Raw genomic sequence first — 21,343 nt, 5'->3', positions numbered from 1 at the left:
CTTCAAATAAGCGGCATTTTTTATATAGCACATATCAACATGATAGACCCAAATAGAAACAGTAGCGATAGCGCTAGTTTGTCTGTTTTATCCATTATTCAGTCCCTCTTACTGTTATATCTGCCGTGCTATCAACACTGACTAAAGAAACGCTGTAGCCTTTGTTTTCAAGTAAGGTAAGTAAACTATCTTGTCCTGCAAGGTGGCCAACTCCAACAAGTACAAACTCATTTTTGTCGTTATTAAACATGGCTTCTACTTTTGGTAACCAATCATTATTTCTATCTGTAATGAGTTGTTTATAGCTATTCGGATCATTTTGCTGCATATTTTCAAGTGCCACTTTATTCAGCGTGTCTGTATCACCTTTGCGCCAGGCAACTAAAAGTCCTTTAAACATATCGCCATAGTTGTGAAGCTCAGCTAAGTTACGTTTAATGAAATCGTTTTCGTTGCCTTGACCCATTGTTTTATAAAGCTCTAACTGAAACTCCATTGTTTCTAGGTAGCTTTTTGCTTTATTATCTTTAGTCGCTTTTTTAGCAAAGTATGCATCAACACCTTCACCTAATAAGTTTTGTTTTTGTAGCTCCATCGACATTAAAACAATGCTAACCATTGCAGGGCGAAAACTATCTAATTTTGTAAGGTTAGCCCCAAATTCGTTAAGTTTATTCTCAAGTGAAGCTTTAACTTGGGGGTCTAATTTTTGGCTCAATGTTTCGTTATTTGAATATGATAGCGCCTTTAGCATTTGCATTTGAGCCGTTGCATCTGATGGATCAGGGACTGGTGCTTCTAAAAAAATAGTATCTGCTTGTGCATAGGCTTGGTCAAACTCTGTAGGTAGAGGCATTTCTGACTTTGGTAATATGTGTACAGTACCGCCAATAAATAATGAGTCATTCCCTTTACTTACTTGCCATACAGAGCTTTGAGCTTGCGCCGCAGAAGCTAGAAGGCTGCAGCTAAGTAAAACACTGGCTGAAACTATTTTTTTTGTGAAGCTTTTCATATCAATTCCTTAGTGTAATAGGTTAAGTCATTATTTTTAGTTAGATAATAGGGTACTTACATAGGCTGTAATTGATGACGTTACTTGTGACAGACTTTTATCAATTTGCGAATTGATTTTGCTCATAGATGAATCTATATCAGCTGATATAGACTCATCTATTTTAGAAAATAAGGTTTGGGTATCTATATTACTTTTTAAAGAGTTGCTGGTACCTACTGTGTTTGTACTTTGCTCTTTATTGCTAATAGACTGAGATGATATTGTACTTTCGCCAATCATGCACTGCTGTGTATTTGATGGAATTGTGTGTTGATTACTTTCAGCTGCAATTACAGAAGTTGCACCAAAGGTAGTTACTAATACTAGAGCCGGTAGTGCTTTTTTAATTTTATTATTCATAATTAAACCTTTTTATATTTTAAAATGCAGCTAATTCAATATTAAAAATGATTTTTAGAAGCTGCTTGTTGATGACGGTTTAAATAATATTACTGAATTTGTTAAGAGTCGCTTATCTAGTTGTGAGCAATTAATTAGTAAGGTTTTATTGTAATAAAATCATTTTAAATTAAAGAGTTAACCTTAAACCTTATATTGGCATTATAAGGTTTCAATATAGGTACTATAAAATATAAGGTGCATGTGGTAGTGTTTTAAAAAATAAAAATATCTAAAGATTATGAATTATCAAATCGGACCTTGGCAATTTATTAGTAATCGATGTGTGATTACTTCAAACAACTTAGAAAGGGAATTAGATCCACTCCTAGTTAAGCTCTTACTGCATTTTATAAGTAACCCACAACAAATAGTTTCTCGCCAAACGCTCATAGAATGCGTGTGGCAGCAAAGCTTTGTTGACGATAACGCGATTAACCGCGCAATTTCAGAGCTAAGAAAGCAGCTTGCTCATCCAATCGAAAAAGCACCACTTTTAAAAACGCATTACCGAAAGGGTTATAGCCTAACGGTTATTCCAGAGCGTATATCGCAAGTTAACGATGCTGATACCTCCCCACAAGTATTGAATGAACCACCTGTTTTAAGCACAAAAAATGGGGATGCTGTAGAAGCTCCTTCCACTCAATCTTTTAAAAAAAGCAGTTTAAAAAAGCCCATCTTTTATTCTTTAGCCATTGTATGTTTATGCTTTTTTGCATGGCTAGTATGGCTGTCTGTTAACACTCTTTCTAAAGATAAGGTTAAACAGATCACGGTAAATAAGGTGGCGAGTACATGGAATATAGGCAGTGAGGTTCACCCTGAATTATCCTCCGATAAACAGTTTTTAGCTTACACTAATGTAGAGCCGGAAAATGACGTAATGCATGCATTTGTAAAGCGACTTTCTGATCAAAGGGAAGTTGAAATTACCTATCCAGGCTTTCAGGTATCCATTTTATCATGGCAGTTAAATCAGCAGTCGGTGTTATTACAAGCTACCAATTTAAAGCTGCAAAAGTGCGAAATGGTACTCGTTGATTTAAGCCAGTTTCCTGTTATAGGAGAGGCCATCTCAATTAAAGAGTGTGACCTTAGATACACAGGTTATGCGCAAGTAGACGAAAGTGGTGAGCATATTTATTACACCGAGTATAAAAATGAGCATGAGGGGTCAGGTTTATATAAATTCGATTTAGAACTTAAAAAAGAATTCATAGTGATCCCACCACCAGGGGTAATGTATGGCGTAATCATGCCGCGTTTATCCCAATCTGGTGATAAAATAGCGTATATACTTAGTCAAAAAGGTAAGCCTTTTTCTGTATTTAGCTACAACTTTGAGACCCATGAAACTAAGCGGTTATTTAAAGCAAAGAAAAGCGTAATTAGCTTTGCGTTTGACTGGCTTCCTGATGATAAAGGCATAATGGTATTTGAGGGCTCTGAGCTTTCTACCATTATGTTTGATGAAAAAAACATTGTTAAACACACGCTAACAGTAACCCCAAAAATAACCCCTTATTATATAGCGGTTCACTCTGATAACAGCCTATTTTACTCGGAAAAAATGACACAGGCATACTCGCTTATTAAAGCTACAGACCCTTTTAGTGATAACCCTGAGTATGAAGCACTTTATAAAAGTGATAAAGACGAATACAACATTGCTGAAATAATTAATAAGGAAGGGACAGCCCATGTTTTTGTATCAGAGCGTTCTGGCAGCAGTCAATTGTGGCTCTCTCAAAATGGTCTTACAAAGCAACTTAGCTTTTTTAATTACGATGATGGCTCATCAACTTTTGTATTAGGAGGACTAAGAGCTTCTCCTAATAAGCAGCGCATGATATTCATGAAAAACAAAGGTTTTTCACTTTATGACGTAAACGCTCAAAAATTTTATCCATTAGAAGAATTTAATAAGCATAAAATAGTAAGCTATATTTGGTCAAAAAATAACGACAGCATTATTTATGTTAAGCGACTTGGTTCAAAAAATATATTGGCAGAATTTAATTTAGTGACGCGCGATACACGTGTTATAGAAGGTATAAAAGCTAATAAACTCATTTCAGATAGTAAAGGTAACGGGTACGTAACCAATGATAATCAGTTAATTCGCCTTTCAGATAGGCAAAGCTGGGAATTACCTAAAAGCGCCAAAAAGTCAGTTGCGTATGGAGTTAGCAAAGACTATTTCTATTATTCAGATTCTATTTCTAGAGTCGCTAGACTAAATTTACACGATAACACTATACAAGATACGCACGTTGACTTTCGGCCTATTGGTTTTATAGTGAACGAAAACAATGAAATATTGTTTACAGGATCTAAGTATAAAGACATGCAAATAGTACAAATGAGTTGGGATGAATAGCAAGATTATAAGGCAAAGCAGTACGTATAAAAAAACACCAAACAGTTAAACTGCTTGGTGTTTTTTGTGATTTATATTAAAGCAATGGCTTTAGGTAATGCCCTGTGTGCGAGCGCTCACATTCGGCTACTTCTTCAGGCGTGCCTGCAATGAGTATTTCACCGCCGCCAGCGCCCCCTTCAGGGCCTAAATCGACCACCCAGTCTGCGGTTTTAACCACATCTAAGTTATGCTCAATAACTACGATGGTATTACCATGATCGCGTAGGCGATGTAATACAACAAGTAGCTGTTCAATATCGGCAAAGTGAAGGCCGGTTGTTGGCTCATCAAGTATGTACAGTGTTTTACCTGTATCGCGTTTAGAAAGCTCACGAGCCAGTTTTACACGCTGAGCTTCACCACCAGAGAGTGTGGTAGCAGCTTGTCCTAAACGCACATACGATAAACCAACGTCCATTAGCGTTTTAAGTTTACGTGCTATTGCAGGTATTTTATCAAAGTAGTCGTGCGCATCTTCAACGGTCATTTCGAGTACTTGATGAATATTTTTACCTTTGTATTGTACTTCTAGGGTTTCGCGGTTGTAGCGCTGCCCTTTACACACATCACACGGTACATATACATCAGGTAAAAAGTGCATTTCTACCTTAATTACGCCATCGCCTTGGCAGGCTTCACAGCGTCCACCTTTAACGTTAAAGCTAAAGCGACCTACTTTGTATCCGCGAGAACGTGATTCTTGTGTTCCGGCAAATAACTCACGAATACCCGTAAAAATACCGGTATACGTCGCAGGGTTTGAACGCGGTGTACGACCAATTGGGCTTTGGTCAATATCAATTACTTTATCAAAATGATCAAGGCCACTAATTGATTTATACGGCGCGGCTTCTGCTGTGGTTGCGCCATTTAATTCAGTATGCGCAAGTTTAAATAATGTATCGTTAATGAGTGTTGATTTACCAGAGCCAGATACACCGGTAATACACGTCATTAAACCAAACGGAATTTTTAAATCCACATTTTTAAGGTTGTTCCCTGTAGCGCCAAATAGCTCAAGCCATTTATCGCTGGTTGGGTTACGCTCTTTTGGCACTTCTATTTTGCGCACGCCTGATAAAAACTGGCCAGTTACAGAGTCTTTAGTGGCTAAAATATCGTCACGTGTACCTTGTGCAATAATATGGCCGCCGTGCACACCCGCACCTGGGCCAATATCAATAATATGATCGGCTGCGCGGATCGCGTCTTCATCATGCTCAACAACAATAACGGTGTTACCTAAATCGCGTAAATGCACCAATGTTTGTAATAAACGGTCGTTATCGCGCTGGTGTAAACCAATTGATGGCTCATCCAGTACGTACATTACACCTACAAGGCCTGCACCAATCTGGCTGGCTAAACGAATACGCTGCGCTTCACCACCAGAGAGAGTATCGGCACTGCGCTCAAGCGATAAGTAATTAAGGCCAACATTAATTAAAAACGATAAACGATCGCGAATTTCTTTTAGGATTTTTTCAGCTATTTGGGCTTTTTGACCCGTAAGTGATAAGCCTTCAAAAAAGTCCATCGCTTCGCCAATGCTCATGGTAGTAATAGCAGGCAGGTTTGTTTGACCTATAAATACGTGACGTGCTTCTTGGCGTAAACGTGAGCCATGACAACTAGGGCACGCTTGGCTAGTTTGATATTTAGCGAGCTCTTCACGTACTGAATTCGACTCAGTTTCGCGATAGCGACGGTTCATGTTGTTTAACACGCCTTCAAACTCGTGGTTACGTGTTATTAAATCGCCTCTGTCATTACGGTAATTAAAAGCAATTTTTGTTTGGCCTGAGCCCTCTAAAATAATTTTTTGAGATTCTTTAGCAAGTTTTTCAAATGGTACATCTAAATCAAATTTATAATGCTCGGCTACCGCTTGAAGCATTTGAAAATAATAAAAGCTGCGTTTATCCCACCCTTTTATAGCACCACCGGCCAAGCTTAGCTCAGGGTTATGTACTACGCGGTTAGGATCAAAATATTGACGTACGCCTAAACCGTCACAGCTTTGACACGCGCCGGCAGGGTTATTAAACGAAAATAAGCGCGGCTCTAATTCGGTCATTGCATAGCCACAGGTAGGGCAGGCAAAGTTGGCTGAAAACAGCATTTCTTCAATGCTGCTGTCGTCCATGTAGGCTACATTTGCAACACCGCCAGACATCTCAAGTGCGGTTTCAAATGACTCTGCTAAACGCTGCTGCTGGCCGTCTTTTACTTTAAAGCGGTCAACAACCACTTCAATAGTATGTTTTTTGTGAAGCTCAAGCGTTGGCGGATCGGATAGATCGCATACTTCGCCGTCTATACGGGCGCGAATATAGCCTTGGCTTGCAAGCTGCTCAAGCAGTTTAACGTGCTCACCTTTACGCTCTTTAACCACTGGGGCTAAAAGCATCAGCTTAGTGCCCTCTGGCAGTGCCAAAACGGTATCTACCATTTGGCTAATTGTTTGTGCTGCAAGTGGTAACTCGTGGGTTGGGCATCGTGGCTCGCCCACGCGGGCAAACATTAAACGCAAGTAATCGTATATTTCGGTAATGGTACCTACTGTTGAGCGAGGATTGTGTGATGTTGATTTTTGCTCAATAGAAATGGCGGGAGAGAGGCCTTCAATATGATCAACGTCAGGCTTTTCCATTAACGATAAAAATTGCCTTGCGTAGGCAGAAAGTGACTCAACATAACGACGCTGTCCCTCTGCATACAAAGTATCAAATGCCAGTGATGACTTTCCCGAACCAGATAGGCCAGTGATAACAATTAATTTATCACGTGGGATGGTTAGGCTGATGTCTTTTAAATTGTGCGTACGGGCGCCTCGGACTTCAATGTTTTCCATGCTATCTCGTTTATTACCAAAATTATTTGCTCAGTATCGCATAATACGAAACATTATTAATCAATGATCAACGAAAAAATCCTTACTTATAGGCGATTAATTATTGCTAAGCTTGTGGTAGAATCCCACCCTAAATTTTTCATATCGTAAGATTACGCAGATAATGACCGCATCTTCACTTAATTCACGAGAAAAACGCGCCGCTGTATCGCTGGCGAGTGTGTTTGCATTTAGAATGCTCGGCTTGTTTATGCTGATGCCTGTATTAGCTATTTATGGCCAATCGCTTGATGGTTTTTCGCCTATGTGGATAGGTTTTGCAATTGGTGCTTATGGTTTAACCCAAGCAGTACTGCAAATACCTATGGGGCGTTTGTCTGATAAAATTGGCCGTAAAAAAGTAATTGTTGGTGGCTTAGTTGTGTTTGCGCTGGGTTCTGTTATTGCTGCACTTGCCGAATCTATTCAAATGGTTACTGTTGGCCGAGCGCTGCAAGGTATGGGAGCAATAGCCAGTGCATTACTTGCTTTTGCCAGCGACTTAAGCCGCGACGAACAACGCCCTAAAGTAATGGCTGTGATTGGTATGAGCATAGGCATGAGCTTTGCCTTTGCGATGTTATTAGGCCCAATTGTTGCAGCGTCGTGGGGTGTGGCAGGCGTATTCTGGTTAACAGCAATACTCGCTGTGTTTGGTATTGGCATTATTTTATTTTTAGTGCCCAATGCCGTTAATAAAGCCCCCAAAGGTGATACCTTGGCAAGCTTTAGCGACATTAAAAAACTTATTAAGCATCCACAGTTATCGCGTTTAAATGCAGGTGTGCTACTGCTACATTTAACGCTAACTACTATTTTTGTAGTACTGCCGAGCCAGCTAATAAAAGATGGCTTAGTGGCAAACCACCATTGGTATTTATATATTCCGGTATTGCTTTTAGCGTTTATTTTAATGGTCCCAATTATGATTATTGCCATTAAAAAAGAAAAAGAAAAACAAGCGTTTATTGGCTCAGTAGCCCTGCTTTCTATTAGTATGTTTGCTATGTCTATTTGGGTAAATAGTGTGGTTGGTATTGCAATTTGTATGTTGCTTTATTTTGTAGCTTTTAATTTTTTAGAAGCCACTATGCCTGCGCTTGTATCGCGAATTGCCCCAGCTAGCCAAAAAGGTTCGGCGATGGGCGGGTATTCGTCTAGCCAGTTTTTAGGGGCTTTTTTAGGTGGTATTTTAGGTGGTTACGTAGCACAAACAACAAGTACGCAAGCTGTGTTTGCGGCAGCGGCACTTGTTGGGTTAATATGGCTTATTATTGCGTGGAAAATGCAAGTCCCACCGAAAAGTAAAGTTATTAGTTTAATGACCAATTTAAGTTCTGAAGAGCAAGCCCAAGCACTTGCTTCTCAGCTAGTTGCTTTACCTGGCGTAATAGAAGCAACAGTAGTACGCGACGAAAGCCGCAGCTATTTAAAGATTAATGATAAAGAATTTGACCTAGACCAAGCACGTAAAGTAGCTGGTTTAATCTAACGTTTATAGGAGATGGTTCCATGGCACGCGGTGTGAACAAAGTAATTTTGGTTGGTAATTTAGGACAAGATCCTGAAGTTCGTTACATGCCTAATGGCAATGGTGTAGCAAATATTACCTTAGCAACGTCAGACAGCTATAAAGATAAAAACACTGGCCAAATGGTTGATAAAACTGAATGGCACCGTGTAGTGTTTTTTGGCAAACTAGCTGAAATTGTTGGTGAATACTGCCGTAAAGGTTCACAAATTTACGTAGAAGGTAAACTTCAAACACGTAAATGGACTGATCAGCAAGGCCAAGAAAAATACACAACTGAAATCGTTGTTGATGGCTTTACAGGTCAAATGCAAATGCTAGGCGCTCGCGGTGGCGATCAGCAAGGTGGTGGCTATCAAGGTAATCAAGGCGGCCAACAAGGTGGCGGTTACCAAAATAATCAGCAAGGCGGTGGCTATGGTCAAAACAACCAAGGTCAAAACAGTCAGCAAGGTGGATACGCACCACAGCAACAAGCTGCGTCAGCACAGCGTCCAGCTGCAGCAACGCCTGCACCACAGCAAAATAACCAATATCAGCAGCCAAATAGCGGTTTTGCTCCTGGGCAAAATAGCGCACCACAGCAGCAAGGTGGTTTTGCACCTAAGCCGCAAAATGCCCCACAAGGCGGCGCATCAAACCCAATGGAACCAACTATAGATTTTGATGACGATATTCCGTTCTGAGGAATACATAAATGAAAATATAGATTTAAATAAAACCCAGCATCTGTGCTGGGTTTTTTATATGTTGAATTATCTAATTGTTGCGCCTAATTACTCTCTTGAGCAGTAAAACTGTATAACTTAACTTTAATGTTAATTAAAAGTTTTTATTTACATCTAATTTAATTGATTTCTAAATACTTAACACATACTCTTGTAAGACTTTGTATCTATTACTCTACGAGAAACATGAAAACTAATATTCTATTTTTATTTCTTGTTTTTCAATTTGTTAGCGCAGCACTAAGTGCGCAGCCTCTCCCTAAAACGACGAATATTTTATTTATAAATTCAACAAATCAAACAATGCCTTGGCACAAAAGTGTTGAGTCTGGACTGAGAGCTGAGTTATCACAACGTATTTTAGACTATGAGCTTTTTGTAGAAAATATGGATATTGGACGCTTTGATGAAGTGAACCAAAAACAGTTAATGGCGGAATATCTTAAACAAAAATATAAAAATAAACATATAGATATTATTGTTACTCAATCCCCCTCTGCTGCTGAATTAGTATTGCAACTAAATGATTTTTTTACCAATGTTCCTAGAATATATTTAGAGCCAGGCGCTCAGTTTTCTCTTCCTCTAACCACTAACGGTGCTGTAATACAGGCAAAATTAGATTATAAGCAAGCAACCGCAAATGCTGTAAATTTAATGAAGCCTAAAAAGCTGATTGTTGTTTTAGATACAAAAAATGCAATTGGTATGAGTTTTTATCGTGGATTATTCCCGGTTATTAATCGTGATTTTTCTTATTTAAATGTTGAGCAGTGGTTCGACCTAACGCTCGATGAATTACTATTAAAAGTACAAAATGCACCTTCAGACTCTATTATTTTGTTTACGCCCATTTTTAGACGTTACAAAAATAAATCGCTTAGTCCATATCAACTTGTTGAGCTATTAACGCAAAAAAGCACAGCACCTGTTTTTAGCTATTGGGAAGTACTTTTAGGCTCAGGTGTTGTTGGTGGATATGTTTTATCGGGAGATAAAATAGGCAGACGTATTGCAGAATCAATAATTTTTTACAGTAAAAATAAAGTATTACCGAGTATTAATGGTGAAGGGCTAAGCGTATATGGCTATGATTGGCGCCAATTACAAAAATATAATATTGCGACTCAAAGTTTGCCTGAAAAGTCTGTTATTTCTTATTATAAGCCTACCTATTTTGAGCAAAATAAAACCCTGATTTACACTGCTGCTTTTATCATTTTTATGCTTAGCGGATTTTTAGTTTTTGTATTGCTTTTAAATCAGCGTCGTATACAACTATTAAAGGCGCTTGATGCAGAGAAGCAAAAGCTAGAATCTCGCGTTATGCAGCGCACTGAAGAGTTATTACAGGCTAAAGAAGATGCTGAGCAGCTTACATACGCTAAGTCTGAGTTTTTAGCCAATATGAGCCATGAGATCAGAACACCAATGAGTGGCATTATAGGGTTAACTAATATTCTGTTAAATAAAGATTTACCCGCAGAATATCAGCATTATTTGGATAAAATTAAATATTCTTCAGATCAGCTTCTTGTGGTGATAAACGATATTTTAGATTTTTCTAAAATTGAGTCGGGCAATATTAACCTCGAAGAATTTCCATTTTCAGTTAACGCCATAGTAGATTATATCAATACAACGTTTGAAACTAAGGCTCACAGTAAGGGCATTTCATTTGATATTGTACTTGCTGAAAGTGTTAGCTTTAATTTAATCGGTGATGTGGTAAGAATAAACCAAGTGCTGATAAATCTGTGCTCTAACGCGATTAAATTTACAGCTAAAGGCGGTGTTTCGGTTTTAATAGAGTCTGAGGCTGACTCATACGATCCGAAAAGTATTTACCTGCGCTTTACTGTTAAGGACTCCGGTATTGGTATAAATGGGAATAATCTTCCTGATTTATTTGAGTCTTTCACCCAGGCTGACAGCTCGACCACACGAAAATTTGGTGGCACAGGTTTAGGTTTGGCTATTAGTAAACGGTTATGCCAGTCAATGGGCGGAAGTATTTCTGTAAAAAGCACAGAAAATGTAGGTAGCGAATTTACCGCTGTTATTAAAGTTAAACTGAACGAGCGGGCACTAATTGAAGATAGCCCACAACTCGCCTTTATTGATTCGTTTGAGATATTACTTATTGATGATAATGAAGGCGATCTTAAGCTAATAAGCAACGAGCTCATTGCCATGGGACTAAGATGTACACTGTGTTCTGATGCGAGCGATGCAATTAATAAAATTAAAGATAATAAAGATAAATTTAAGGCAATTATTGTAGATTGGGAAATGCCTACAATGAGTAGCGAAACCTTTTTAACGCGAATTTATAATATTAACCCTCTACTTTGTAACAATATTATTGTACTTACTGCTAGTCAGGAAAATTCAATTAATGAAATAGCGGCAAAAATAGACATTAATACTATTTTGCATAAACCGGTACTGACGAGCATTCTATTCGAGGCAATACAAAGTAAGGTTGTAGGCTCAGCTAAGTTAATAAGTCCATCAAGTGAAAAACCGTTAGCGGGTATAAAAATATTAGTTGTGGAAGATAACTCTATAAACAAGCTAATAGTAACAGAGATACTACAAGCAAGTGGCTCGCAAGTTAGTTTAGTTAGTAATGGCTTAGAGTGTATTGAAACTGAGGATTTAGAGTCGTTTGATATTATTTTAATGGATATTCATATGCCTATTATGGATGGCGTTGAAGCGAGTAAAATAATTCGTAGTGATAATAATAAAGCGGTTGCTAATATGCCAATAATTGCTTTAACGGCTAACGTTATGAAAGAGGATATTACCCGCTATTTATCTATTGGCATGAACGCACATGTTGCTAAACCTATAAAAGCACAGCAATTACGAGAAACTATAATCCGTTGCTTAAAGCAGTAATTCGTTTATTTACCTCATAAAACTCCTCTACTTAAATCTATCTGAAAAACCTAAATCAAAATTTATAAAAATAGTGTTTGACTCACAAATTTTTATATGTGAAATTTCATATATTCGTTTTTCCATATGTTTGAATGTTGCTACTAGACAGCTATTAAATTTAAGAAGTGTGCCATGTCATCAGAAAATAAGTTACCGAATTTAGACTTAACACAAAGTCATATCCCAGCGAGTGAGCACTTTGTGCAGAACTTTTCTGTTCATAAACCAAAAATATTACTGCTGTATGGATCGTTAAGAGCGCGCTCTTATAGCAAGTTAGTAATAGAAGAATGTGCGCGTTTGCTAACGCATTTTGGTGCTGAGGTTAAAATTTTTAATCCTGAAGGTCTTCCACCTACTGATAGTGAAGATGAATCCAACCCTAAAGTGCAAGAGCTGCGAGATTTAATGTTGTGGTCTGAGGGGCAAGTGTGGTGCTCGCCTGAGCGTCATGGCTCAATGACGAGCATATTTAAAAATCAAATAGATTGGGTGCCTTTAAGTCTTGGTGGCGTAAGACCAACACAAGGTAAAACACTCGCCGTATTACAGGTATGTGGTGGGTCACAATCGTTTAATGTGGTTAATCAGTTACGTATTTTAGGGCGTTGGATGCGTATGGTTACCATACCTAATCAGTCATCTGTACCAAAAGCATTTTTAGAATTTGAAGAGAGTGGGCGAATGAAACCGTCTGCTTATTACAATCGCATTGTTGATGTGATGGAAGAGTTGATGAAGTTTACTTTAATACTACGAGATCAAAAAGATTATTTTGTTGATCGTTATTCTGAACGTGTTGAATCTGCAGAAAAACTTAGTGAGCGCGTTAACCAGCGTTCTATTTAGGAGTATAAAATGGGATTATTTGAACGTTATCTTTCAGTGTGGGTGGCCTTAGCTATTGCTGTTGGGATTTTAGCTGGCTCTATCATGCCAGATGCATTTAGCTTAATTGCAGGTTTTGAATATGCACATGTAAATATTGTTATAGCAGTACTTATTTGGTTGATGATTTACCCAATGATGGTGCAAATTGATTTTTCATCAATTAAAGATGTAGGTAAAAAACCAAAAGGATTAGTGCTTACAATCGTTATTAATTGGCTTATAAAGCCATTTACTATGGCGCTATTAGGTTGGTTATTTTTTAAAGGTATTTTTGCCGATTTTGTTGACCCACAAACGGCCACCGAATATATAGCTGGCATGATTTTACTAGGCGTAGCACCGTGTACCGCGATGGTTTTTGTGTGGAGCCAACTAACAAAAGGCGATGCTAGTTACACCTTAGTACAGGTATCAATCAACGATATCATAATGATTTTTGCCTTTGCACCAATTGCAGGGCTATTACTTGGTGTAACCGATATTACTGTACCGTGGGACACGTTGTTATTATCGGTGGTGTTGTATGTACTTATTCCCCTGGTAGCAGGTGCCATTACTCGTAAAAAGCTTGATAAAGAAGATGACCATACGCGTTTAAATCACTTTTTAAAGGTAATGAAACCCTATTCTATTATTGGTTTGCTCGCAACGGTAGCGCTGTTGTTTGGTTTCCAATCACAAACATTAATAGATAACCCAGAAGCAATTGTCCTTATTGCAATTCCGCTGTTAATTCAGACTTACGGTATTTTTGTTATCGCTTATATTGCAGCTAAAAAAATGGGGCTAGCTCATAACGTTGCGGCGCCGGCATGCATGATTGCCACCTCTAATTTTTTTGAGCTAGCTGTTGCGGTTGCTATCTCGTTATTTGGTTTGCACTCAGGCGCTGCTTTAGCAACCGTAGTTGGAGTGCTTGTTGAAGTGCCTGTAATGCTTAGCTTAGTGTACTTTGCTAATAAAACGCGTCACTGGTTTAACTAGGAGAACACTATGGTTGTTATTCATCATAATCCTGATTGTGGTACCTCTCGAAATGTACTGAATATTATTAAAGCTGCAGGCTATACCCCAACGGTTATTGAGTACCTAAAAGAGGGGTGGACTAAAGCGCAATTACTGGCTTTATTTGCAGCTGCAAATTTAACACCTAAAACGGCCCTTAGAATGAGCAAATCACCAGCACAAGAGCTAGGTTTATTAAGCGAAGATGTGACTGAAGAAACTATTTTAGAAGCGATGCTTGAGTATCCAATATTGGTTAATCGTCCGATTGTTTGTAGTGAAAAAGGCGTAAAATTATGTAGGCCAAGTGAAACTGTTTTAGATTTACTTGAAAAATGGCCAGAGGGTGAGTTTTATAAAGAGGATGGGGAAAGGGTTATAACTACCGCTTAATTATATTTTAAACTCTGTTTAAGAAATTTAATTTATCAGCAGTAGGCACCTGCGCTATTAAGCACAAAAAAATATACAGAGAAATCTACAAATTCTATAAGGCCTCGTTTATACGGGGCTTTTTGTTTAGCGCCTGCGATAAACGTTTAAACTTGGTTTAGAGCCTTGTGCTTATGCGGATCTTGAACAACACTTTAGTTAATAATTTAACGAGTGAGTGCGCCATGCAACACAGCAATATTTGGCATTTAAAACAGTTCAAAGTAATTTATTTTGCTTTTATAGGGCTTGTGCTTATTAGTTTTAATTTTGTATTAAATGACGCTTTGCATAAAAAAATTCATACATCTGGGCAGCAATTAGTCAAACAAATATATGATTTAAATTTAGCACCCTCTATAAATAATGAAGTGTTAGCAGCACTGGTAAAAAGTGAAGGCTTTATGCTTAAGCCTCAAGTGCCAGCAGAGCATTTTAAGCATTTGGTAAGCGTTGAGCATGACGTATTTACTTATAAAACATTAAGTTTAAGTTTTTATCATTACTCAACTTGGGTAAAGCAAGGCTACTTATTTGTTTTATTAAACTTAGTTATTATAGGCGCTGCTTGTTGGTTTTATTGTTGGTGGAGCTTATTAAAAGAGGCACCGACAAAGGCCGTGCAAAAGGCTTTAATAAAATCACCTAAACTTATTAAACAAAAACACAAAGATGTAGGGGTAACTAAGCAAGTAAAAAGCTGTGAATTAAGTTCTTTATATGGAGTGAGTTTAGCGTCTCATAGTTTATTTATACTTATTGAATGCACCTGTAATTTTGACAAAAATACAGATAAAGAAGCCAGCTTTAAAGTTGCCATTATTAAAAACTTTACCGAGCTTAAAAGTGTATCGGTTGAATTACTAAACTCTCATTATTTAGCTGTTACATTACAAAATGTACCTGTTACGCAGTTAGATCGCTACGTTGAAAAACTTCATAAAACTGTATTTTTGCTTTGTCGTAATCATCAAAAAACAATTACCCGTAAAAACATTAAAGTAGGAGCGTGTAATTACCGTTTAGGTGCAGATCAAATTACAGTCTATCAGTTGGCAAAATCGGCACTCACATTATCTCAAAGTAGTTTGTTGCAGCATTGCCATCGCCTTCCTTTAAATCACAGCCAAGAAAAACTACTCTCTAGTGAGCAAGTTATTGAAAATGTGAAAAAGAATAAATTTATATTATTTTTTCAGCCTCTTTTTGAGCTCTCCACTGGCGATATATTACAGCATGAAGCGCTTATGAGAGTTCGCCATAGCCAATATGGCCTGTTAGCTGCACGTTATTTTATTAATCAGGTTTATAGTAATCAGGACGCTTTAATATTAGATAAAGCGGTAATAGGCCAAGTTAAAAAACTAATTTTAAGTGAGGCATCGGCGTTAACTGTGAGTATTAATTTGCATCCTAATAATTGGTTTAATAATGAGTTTTGGGAGTGGTTACCCAGTCAGCTTGCTGAGTTAAAGTTAAACGCAAAATTACAATTTGAGATAAGTGAAGCTGATTTTTTTGCCCATAGAGATTCGATGGCTAAGCCATTAAATATAATTAGACAAAGCAACTCACAACTTGTGATTGTTAATGTGCAAAGTAGTGAAAAAATAGCTGCATTAGTCGAGCATAGCGAAGTTTGTGCAATTAAATTGTCGTATGAGTTGGTGCATTTATTAAATGAAAAAACGCATAACCAAAAACAAATAACAAAAATAGTAGAGTCTGCTCGCTATTTAAATTTACCCGTATTTGCAGTGGGTGTAGAAACTCAAAAAGAGTTATTTATGCTCGCAAAGCTAGGCGTTGTGGGGGCCCAAGGGTTTTATTTTTCAGAGCCCCTGCAAGAGTTTACGCAAGCAGTATTTCACTAAAACGTGTTTATATTATGAGGTTAAATTAACCCTCTGTATTTTAGGCCATTTAATCCTTGTAACCCGCCTGTATGCACAGCAATTATTTTACTTCCTGGAGCAAAGTAATCTTGCTCAATAAGTTGCCACAGCGCATACATCATTTTTCCGCTGTAAATTGGTTCTAGCGGGAGGTTGTAGGTATGTTCCATATTTTGACAAAATGCCCAAAGCTCTGATGAAAACTTACCATATCCCCCATCATGATGCTCTGTTAGCAACTGCCAATTATTTTGATTTTTGGCCTTATGACTAAGTTTTTTTATATCATCAACTAAGTATTCGGCTTGTTTTAATACAGCTATACCAATGACTTGTGTGCTTAGCTTGCTCCCTTCAATTAATCCCGCAAGTGTGCCACCACTCCCTGTGGGGCAAATTAAGTAATCATGTGCAGGTAAGCTGTCTACTAATTCTTTACACCCTAATAATGCGTGTTCGTTAGTACCCCCTTCGGGAAGTATAAATGCATTAGGAAATCGAGCTTGCAGCTTTGCTATGTATTGCTCATCTTGGCGCAGCCTATACTCCATCCGGTTAACAACATGAAGCTGCATACCGCATTGCTTAGCAAATTGAATTGTTGGGTTATTATCGTCAAGTTCTGGGCCGCGAATAATTGCGTGGGTCTTAATATTAAATTCTTTGCCAGCAGCAGCACAGGCATGAATATGATTTGAAAAAGCACCGCCAAAAGTAAGTAATTCTGTTTTATTGAGCTTACGCATATGGGCTAAATTATATTTTAATTTTCGCCATTTATTGCCACTTATTAGCGGGTGCAGCAAATCATCGCGTTTAACACCTAAATAAATGTTTCTCTTTTTTAGAAACGGACTGTTTATCTGTTGAATATAGTTATTTTCATTTATTTCGAATGGTTTAGGCATTTTTATTTGTTTTCAATTTGCAAAATAAAATATGTGTACGACACTTATTTTATATCTAATTAACAATAGTAGCTATATGAAAGAAAAGCTGTTTTCATGGTTAAATCGTAGTTTAGATCGTAATACAGCTATTGGTGTTGCAGCTTATGCAGATACTGTAAATGCAGTCTGCCTGAAAAAAAATCACAGCGAATGGGTTGTTCACAGCTCGCATAGCGTAAATGTATCTGAGCAAACAGATTATACCACTGCAATGGTGGCCTGTATAAATGAAGTATCTACTGATGTATGTGGCGTAAATTTGGTTATACCCCATTATTTTTACCAAATAGTGCAAATGGATAAGCCAAACCTAAGTGATGAAGAAATTATTCAATCATTACCGTGGACGACTAAAGACCTTGTTGATATAGCCCCTGAAAATATTGTTGCTGATTTTATCGATTACCCGATTACATTACCTATGCAAAGTAGCAAAATGAATGTGTTTATTACTAATAAACTTCAGTTACTCCCTTTTATAGATAGTTTTGAACATACCAAGTCAGTGTTACGCGCAATGACTTCTGAAGAGATGATTTTAGTTACTTTATTTGGATCCCATAAAGAAGCTCATATGCTTATTGTGCAGCATTTAGGGCATGAACCACGAATTTTGATCATCCGTGATGGGCAATTATTACTTGCTAGGCGACTAAATGGTTTTTTAGGTATTTCAGATAAAGATCAAAATCAAGTACTAGTAGAAGCATTAGGGCTTGAGATACAGCGCTCTATGGACTTTTTTGAAAGCCAGTTAAAGCAACCTCCTATACGTAGTATTCAGCTGCAATGTGACGATTTATCGTCATTAGCGCTTAGAGCTGGGCTTGCTGAATTTTTACAAGTTAAAGTAGTTGATTTTGTGCCTACTATTGAGCTTTCGAAGCATTTAGAACCTAATTTTTACTATGCTTTAGGCGCTGCTTATCAGTTGACCGACCCTGGGTCAGTATTATGAAAATTCGGATTAATTTTTATCAAAAATCACTAAGAGTAAGGCGAGATCCTGTTCCTTTATCTGGCATGCTTACGCTTTGGTTTGGGGCTTTATTAATTGTTGTAATCACATGGGCTTTTTATAGCTATAAAGCCCACAACAGTCAGCTCGATTTACAACAAAATAGGCAATACGTTAAACAAGGCAAAGCGCAGCTAGAGCTTATAAAGCAGCAGCTTGCAGATAAACAAAATAAAACAGTGTTTATAAATGAGCTAAAAACTCTTCAACAAGAAATTCTACACAAGAAGCAAATTTTTAGTTATTTAGAGCAAAGTTCAGATCAATCAACGGCCGACTACGCACAAGTAATGGAAGATTTAGCGAAGTACCATGAACCTAATATTTGGCTTACACATATTAAGTTTGCAGGACAAAAAGTGACCTTTGAAGGTCAAGCAACACAGTCAAAGTTTTTACCTATTTGGTTTAATAATTTAAAGCAGTCTCCTTTTTTTATAGGTAAAGAATTTTCTGTACTAGAGCTGTCAACACAAGATGGAGTGAGTGTTTTTAGTGTAGCAAGCGACCTTGCAGATGAGGGCGTAAACCCATGAACCAAGAATTAAACAGCCAGGACAAAAAGGGCTGGCCAATGTGGGTTAAGTATCAAGCGCAGTTTGCATCGCTTCAAAAACGCGAAAAATACTCCACATTATTTGTAGGTTTATTTGTAGTGATTTATTTGGGGCTTTGGTTTGTTGTTTTTCCTAAGCAAGACGAAGTTGCCAATATCCGTAGTGAGCAAAACGGAGTGTTACAAGAGTGGCAGCAAATTAATGCGCAGCTTTCGATGCTAAACCAAGCTCTTAATCACGACTACACTAAGGTTTTAAGAGAGCAAATAGCGCAAACTAGAAATGAAATAGATGAAATAAATAATCAACTTAATAGTTTTAGTCAAGGATTTGTTGCCGCTAAAAATGTACCTGCTGTTTTAAAAGATTTACTAATCGACAGTAGCGATGTGAGTGTGAGTAGTTTTAATGTAAAGCCAGCACGAGCAATTGATGTAGAAAAGTTAGGTGAGCATGATACTCAAACATTATTTTTTGAACATCAAATGGTAGTGACTCTAAAGGGGAGTTACTTTAATTTGCAAAAATACCTATCAGCGCTGAAAAGTAGCCAAGATAAATTACTAATTCAAGAGTTTAGTTATCAGGTGCAAACGTACCCACAAGCTGAACTTACTTTACAAATAGCTACGGTGAGCGCGAATGAAAAATTTATTGCGTTATAGTTTTTGTAGTTTAGTGATTATTTGTGCAATTACACCCAATGCATTTGCGCAATTACGCGATCCTACTCAACCTACTAAATTTCTAACTAGCCTCAATAGCAATACTCAAAGTAGTGAGCTTAAATTACAAACTATTATTAAAAGCAGCGCTACATTTAAGGCTATTATTTCTGGCCGAATTTACCAAGTTAATGATGTTGTTGATGATTTTCGGGTGCTAAGCATTAGCTCAAAGCAAGTTGTGTTAGCAAATAACGATAAGCAAATAAAATTAGAATTATATGATTATGAAATTAAAAAATAACTTATCTGGCCCGTGGCTTGCTCTTTTATTAATTCCTACGCTTTTAACAGCGTGCCATAGCTTTAAACCAGGTAAAGAAATTAAACCTCATATAGAGCAAGAACTAGCGCAAGCTCCAGCTAAAACAAAAGAGATTGCACCGTTACAAATGCCCAGTGAGCTTACTCAAAGTTTGCTCTCTTCAATTAATAATGAGCAAACCATAAGTGATGAACTCGCTATTAAACGTTTTGATGTTGCTGCAAATGATGTAGAGGTAGGTGCTTTTTTTGCAGGGTTAACGGATGGAACTCCTTTTAGTGTTGCTGTGCACCCTAAGGTCAGTGGCACTATTAGCTTAAACTTAAAAAGTGTGACCTTTAACGAAGTTATTGCTGTCATTAAGCGTATGTACCCGCTTGATATTGTTAATGAAGGACGAATTGTTCAAGTACTTCCAGCTGAAATGCGTACAGAAACTATACCCGTCAATTATTTAATGATGCAGCGCCATGGTCAATCTACCGTGAGTGTTGTTGCCGGTGGAGTGAGCCAGTTTGGGCAAGATGGTAATAATTCGGGGAGTTCAAATTCTAATAGTAGTAATCAGCAAAATAGTGAATTTGGCAGCAGTAATCAAAATTTAGAGTTAAATGGCTCGCGTATTCAAACTATTAACCAAAACGACTTTTGGAAAGAGCTTGAAGTTGCCCTCAAATCATTAATTGGTGCAAGCGATGGGCGTTATGTTATTGCAAGCCCACAAGCAAGCTTGGTTACGGTTAATGCATTACCGAGTGAAATAAGCCAGTTAAAAGAGTTTTTGAATCAAAGCCAAGAAAACCTCCAGCGACAAGTTATTTTAGAGGCAAAAATTATTGAAGTAACGCTAAAAGATGAATACCAGCAAGGTGTTAATTGGGAGCGTATATCTAGTGGTTTAGAAGGTGGTATTTCGTTTGCTACAACTGCTGGCTCAACAATAAGTAATAGTATTTCTGCTGCAATTGGCGGGGCATCATCATTAACGATTCAAAAAGGTGATTTTAACGGGGTAATTAACTTGCTTGAAACGCAAGGTGATGTGCAAATGCTTTCTAACCCGCGGGTGACCGCCACAAATAATCAAAAAGCCGTCATTAAGGTAGGCCAAGACGAGTACTTTGTTACCAATGTATCGAGTACTACCGTTACCGGCACATCGACTACAACGTCTCCTGAAATTGACTTAACACCGTTTTTTTCAGGGATTGCATTAGATGTAACTCCGCAAATTGATAAATATGGGTCGGTTATTTTACATGTTCATCCTTCGGTTACAGAGACCGAGGAGCAACTAAAAGTAATAACCTTAGACGATCAGCGCTTCGAGTTGCCACTAGCGCAAAGTAACATAAGAGAGTCAGATACGGTGATCCGCGCACAAAGCGGAGAGATAGTCGTTATTGGTGGGTTAATGCAAACCTCAACAGAAGACGAGGAATCAAAAACACCAGTACTTGGTGATATCCCTATGTTCGGCAATTTGTTTAAAAGTATTCGTAAACGCCAAGAGAAAAAAGAACTTATTATTTTAATTAAGCCGACAGTTGTTATGCCAGACACCTGGAAAAAACAACAAGGCGAAAGCCGTCAGCTTTTAAAAACATGGTATGAAAACTAATC

17 protein-coding genes are annotated in these 21,343 nt (G+C 37.8%); 13 read left to right on the top strand and 4 right to left on the bottom strand.

Features of this window, described 5'->3' with window-relative positions; translation table 11 throughout:
• Positions 1–94 precede the first annotated feature (94 nt).
• Together CWC11_RS09850 and CWC11_RS09845 are read right to left on the bottom strand one after the other, a co-directional pair.
• Positions 95–1,015, bottom strand: coding sequence for a TraB/GumN family protein (locus tag CWC11_RS09850; RefSeq protein ID WP_138682554.1), 921 nt, complete (start codon positions 1,013–1,015; stop codon positions 95–97).
• Between the two features lie 36 nt (positions 1,016–1,051).
• Complete coding sequence (locus CWC11_RS09845) at positions 1,052–1,417, bottom strand: hypothetical protein (protein ID WP_138682553.1); 366 nt, start codon at positions 1,415–1,417, stop codon at positions 1,052–1,054.
• 280 nt (positions 1,418–1,697) lie between these two features.
• Between CWC11_RS09845 and CWC11_RS09840 the strand changes: the two genes are divergently transcribed.
• Entirely contained in the window at positions 1,698–3,839 is a 2,142-nt protein-coding gene (locus tag CWC11_RS09840) for a winged helix-turn-helix domain-containing protein (protein WP_138682552.1), read from the top strand.
• 76 nt (positions 3,840–3,915) lie between these two features.
• On the opposite strand, the gene uvrA is transcribed toward CWC11_RS09840, so the two are convergent.
• The gene (gene uvrA / locus CWC11_RS09835; protein WP_138682551.1) at positions 3,916–6,735 is read right to left on the bottom strand and encodes an excinuclease ABC subunit UvrA; all 2,820 of its coding nucleotides are present in this window, start codon (positions 6,733–6,735) and stop codon (positions 3,916–3,918) included.
• Between the two features lie 163 nt (positions 6,736–6,898).
• Here uvrA and CWC11_RS09830 point away from each other — a divergent pair, with 163 nt between their 5' ends.
• The 7 genes from CWC11_RS09830 to CWC11_RS09800 all read left to right on the top strand — a co-directional run bounded on the left by CWC11_RS09830 (position 6,899) and on the right by CWC11_RS09800 (position 16,184).
• A complete protein-coding gene (locus CWC11_RS09830; protein ID WP_024032520.1) occupies positions 6,899–8,266 on the top strand; it encodes an MFS transporter in 1,368 nt (455 codons plus the stop codon).
• Positions 8,267–8,286: 20 nt separating this feature from the next.
• Complete coding sequence (gene ssb / locus CWC11_RS09825) at positions 8,287–8,991, top strand: single-stranded DNA-binding protein (RefSeq protein WP_138682550.1); 705 nt, start codon at positions 8,287–8,289, stop codon at positions 8,989–8,991.
• A gap of 228 nt (positions 8,992–9,219) precedes the next feature.
• Positions 9,220–11,940: a response regulator gene (locus CWC11_RS09820; RefSeq protein WP_138682549.1), complete on the top strand. Its 2,721-nt coding sequence runs from the start codon at positions 9,220–9,222 to the stop codon at positions 11,938–11,940.
• 174 nt (positions 11,941–12,114) lie between these two features.
• Positions 12,115–12,831 carry an arsenical resistance protein ArsH gene (arsH, locus tag CWC11_RS09815; protein ID WP_138682548.1) on the top strand — a complete coding sequence of 239 codons (717 nt, stop codon included), beginning with the start codon at positions 12,115–12,117 and terminating at the stop codon, positions 12,829–12,831.
• A gap of 9 nt (positions 12,832–12,840) precedes the next feature.
• Entirely contained in the window at positions 12,841–13,857 is a 1,017-nt protein-coding gene (gene arsB, locus CWC11_RS09810; RefSeq protein ID WP_138682547.1) for an ACR3 family arsenite efflux transporter, read from the top strand.
• Between the two features lie 9 nt (positions 13,858–13,866).
• A complete protein-coding gene (arsC, locus tag CWC11_RS09805; protein ID WP_138682546.1) occupies positions 13,867–14,271 on the top strand; it encodes an arsenate reductase (glutaredoxin) in 405 nt (134 codons plus the stop codon).
• Positions 14,272–14,495: 224 nt separating this feature from the next.
• Entirely contained in the window at positions 14,496–16,184 is a 1,689-nt protein-coding gene (locus tag CWC11_RS09800; protein WP_138682545.1) for an EAL domain-containing protein, read from the top strand.
• Between the two features lie 20 nt (positions 16,185–16,204).
• Here CWC11_RS09800 and CWC11_RS09795 read toward each other — a convergent pair whose 3' ends face one another.
• On the bottom strand, positions 16,205–17,113 hold the full coding sequence (locus tag CWC11_RS09795) for a 1-aminocyclopropane-1-carboxylate deaminase/D-cysteine desulfhydrase (protein ID WP_138682544.1): 909 nt from the start codon (positions 17,111–17,113) through the stop codon (positions 16,205–16,207).
• A 76-nt stretch (positions 17,114–17,189) separates the two neighbouring features.
• Here CWC11_RS09795 and CWC11_RS09790 point away from each other — a divergent pair, with 76 nt between their 5' ends.
• From CWC11_RS09790 to mshL, 5 genes are read left to right on the top strand one after another with little or no spacing between them, the layout of a single operon-like run.
• Positions 17,190–18,113, top strand: a complete 924-nt coding sequence (locus tag CWC11_RS09790) for an MSHA biogenesis protein MshI (protein ID WP_138682543.1) — start codon at positions 17,190–17,192, stop codon at positions 18,111–18,113.
• Positions 18,110–18,709: a PilN domain-containing protein gene (locus tag CWC11_RS09785; protein WP_249330719.1), complete on the top strand. Its 600-nt coding sequence runs from the start codon at positions 18,110–18,112 to the stop codon at positions 18,707–18,709. Before CWC11_RS09790 ends, CWC11_RS09785 begins: the two co-directional genes overlap by 4 nt.
• Entirely contained in the window at positions 18,706–19,395 is a 690-nt protein-coding gene (locus tag CWC11_RS09780; RefSeq protein WP_138682542.1) for an agglutinin biogenesis protein MshJ, read from the top strand. Before CWC11_RS09785 ends, CWC11_RS09780 begins: the two co-directional genes overlap by 4 nt.
• Positions 19,373–19,699, top strand: a complete 327-nt coding sequence (locus CWC11_RS09775; protein WP_058547587.1) for a hypothetical protein — start codon at positions 19,373–19,375, stop codon at positions 19,697–19,699. Before CWC11_RS09780 ends, CWC11_RS09775 begins: the two co-directional genes overlap by 23 nt.
• Positions 19,683–21,341, top strand: a complete 1,659-nt coding sequence (gene mshL, locus CWC11_RS09770) for a pilus (MSHA type) biogenesis protein MshL (RefSeq protein ID WP_058547586.1) — start codon at positions 19,683–19,685, stop codon at positions 21,339–21,341. Before CWC11_RS09775 ends, mshL begins: the two co-directional genes overlap by 17 nt.
• Positions 21,342–21,343: the final 2 nt, after the last annotated feature.

Source organism: Pseudoalteromonas sp. S3178, assembly GCF_005886985.1.
In the GTDB taxonomy this organism is placed as follows: Bacteria; Pseudomonadota; Gammaproteobacteria; order Enterobacterales; family Alteromonadaceae; genus Pseudoalteromonas; species Pseudoalteromonas carrageenovora.
Note: the sequence above shows the minus strand (reverse complement) of the source record. Positions and strands in the feature narration are given on the sequence as shown.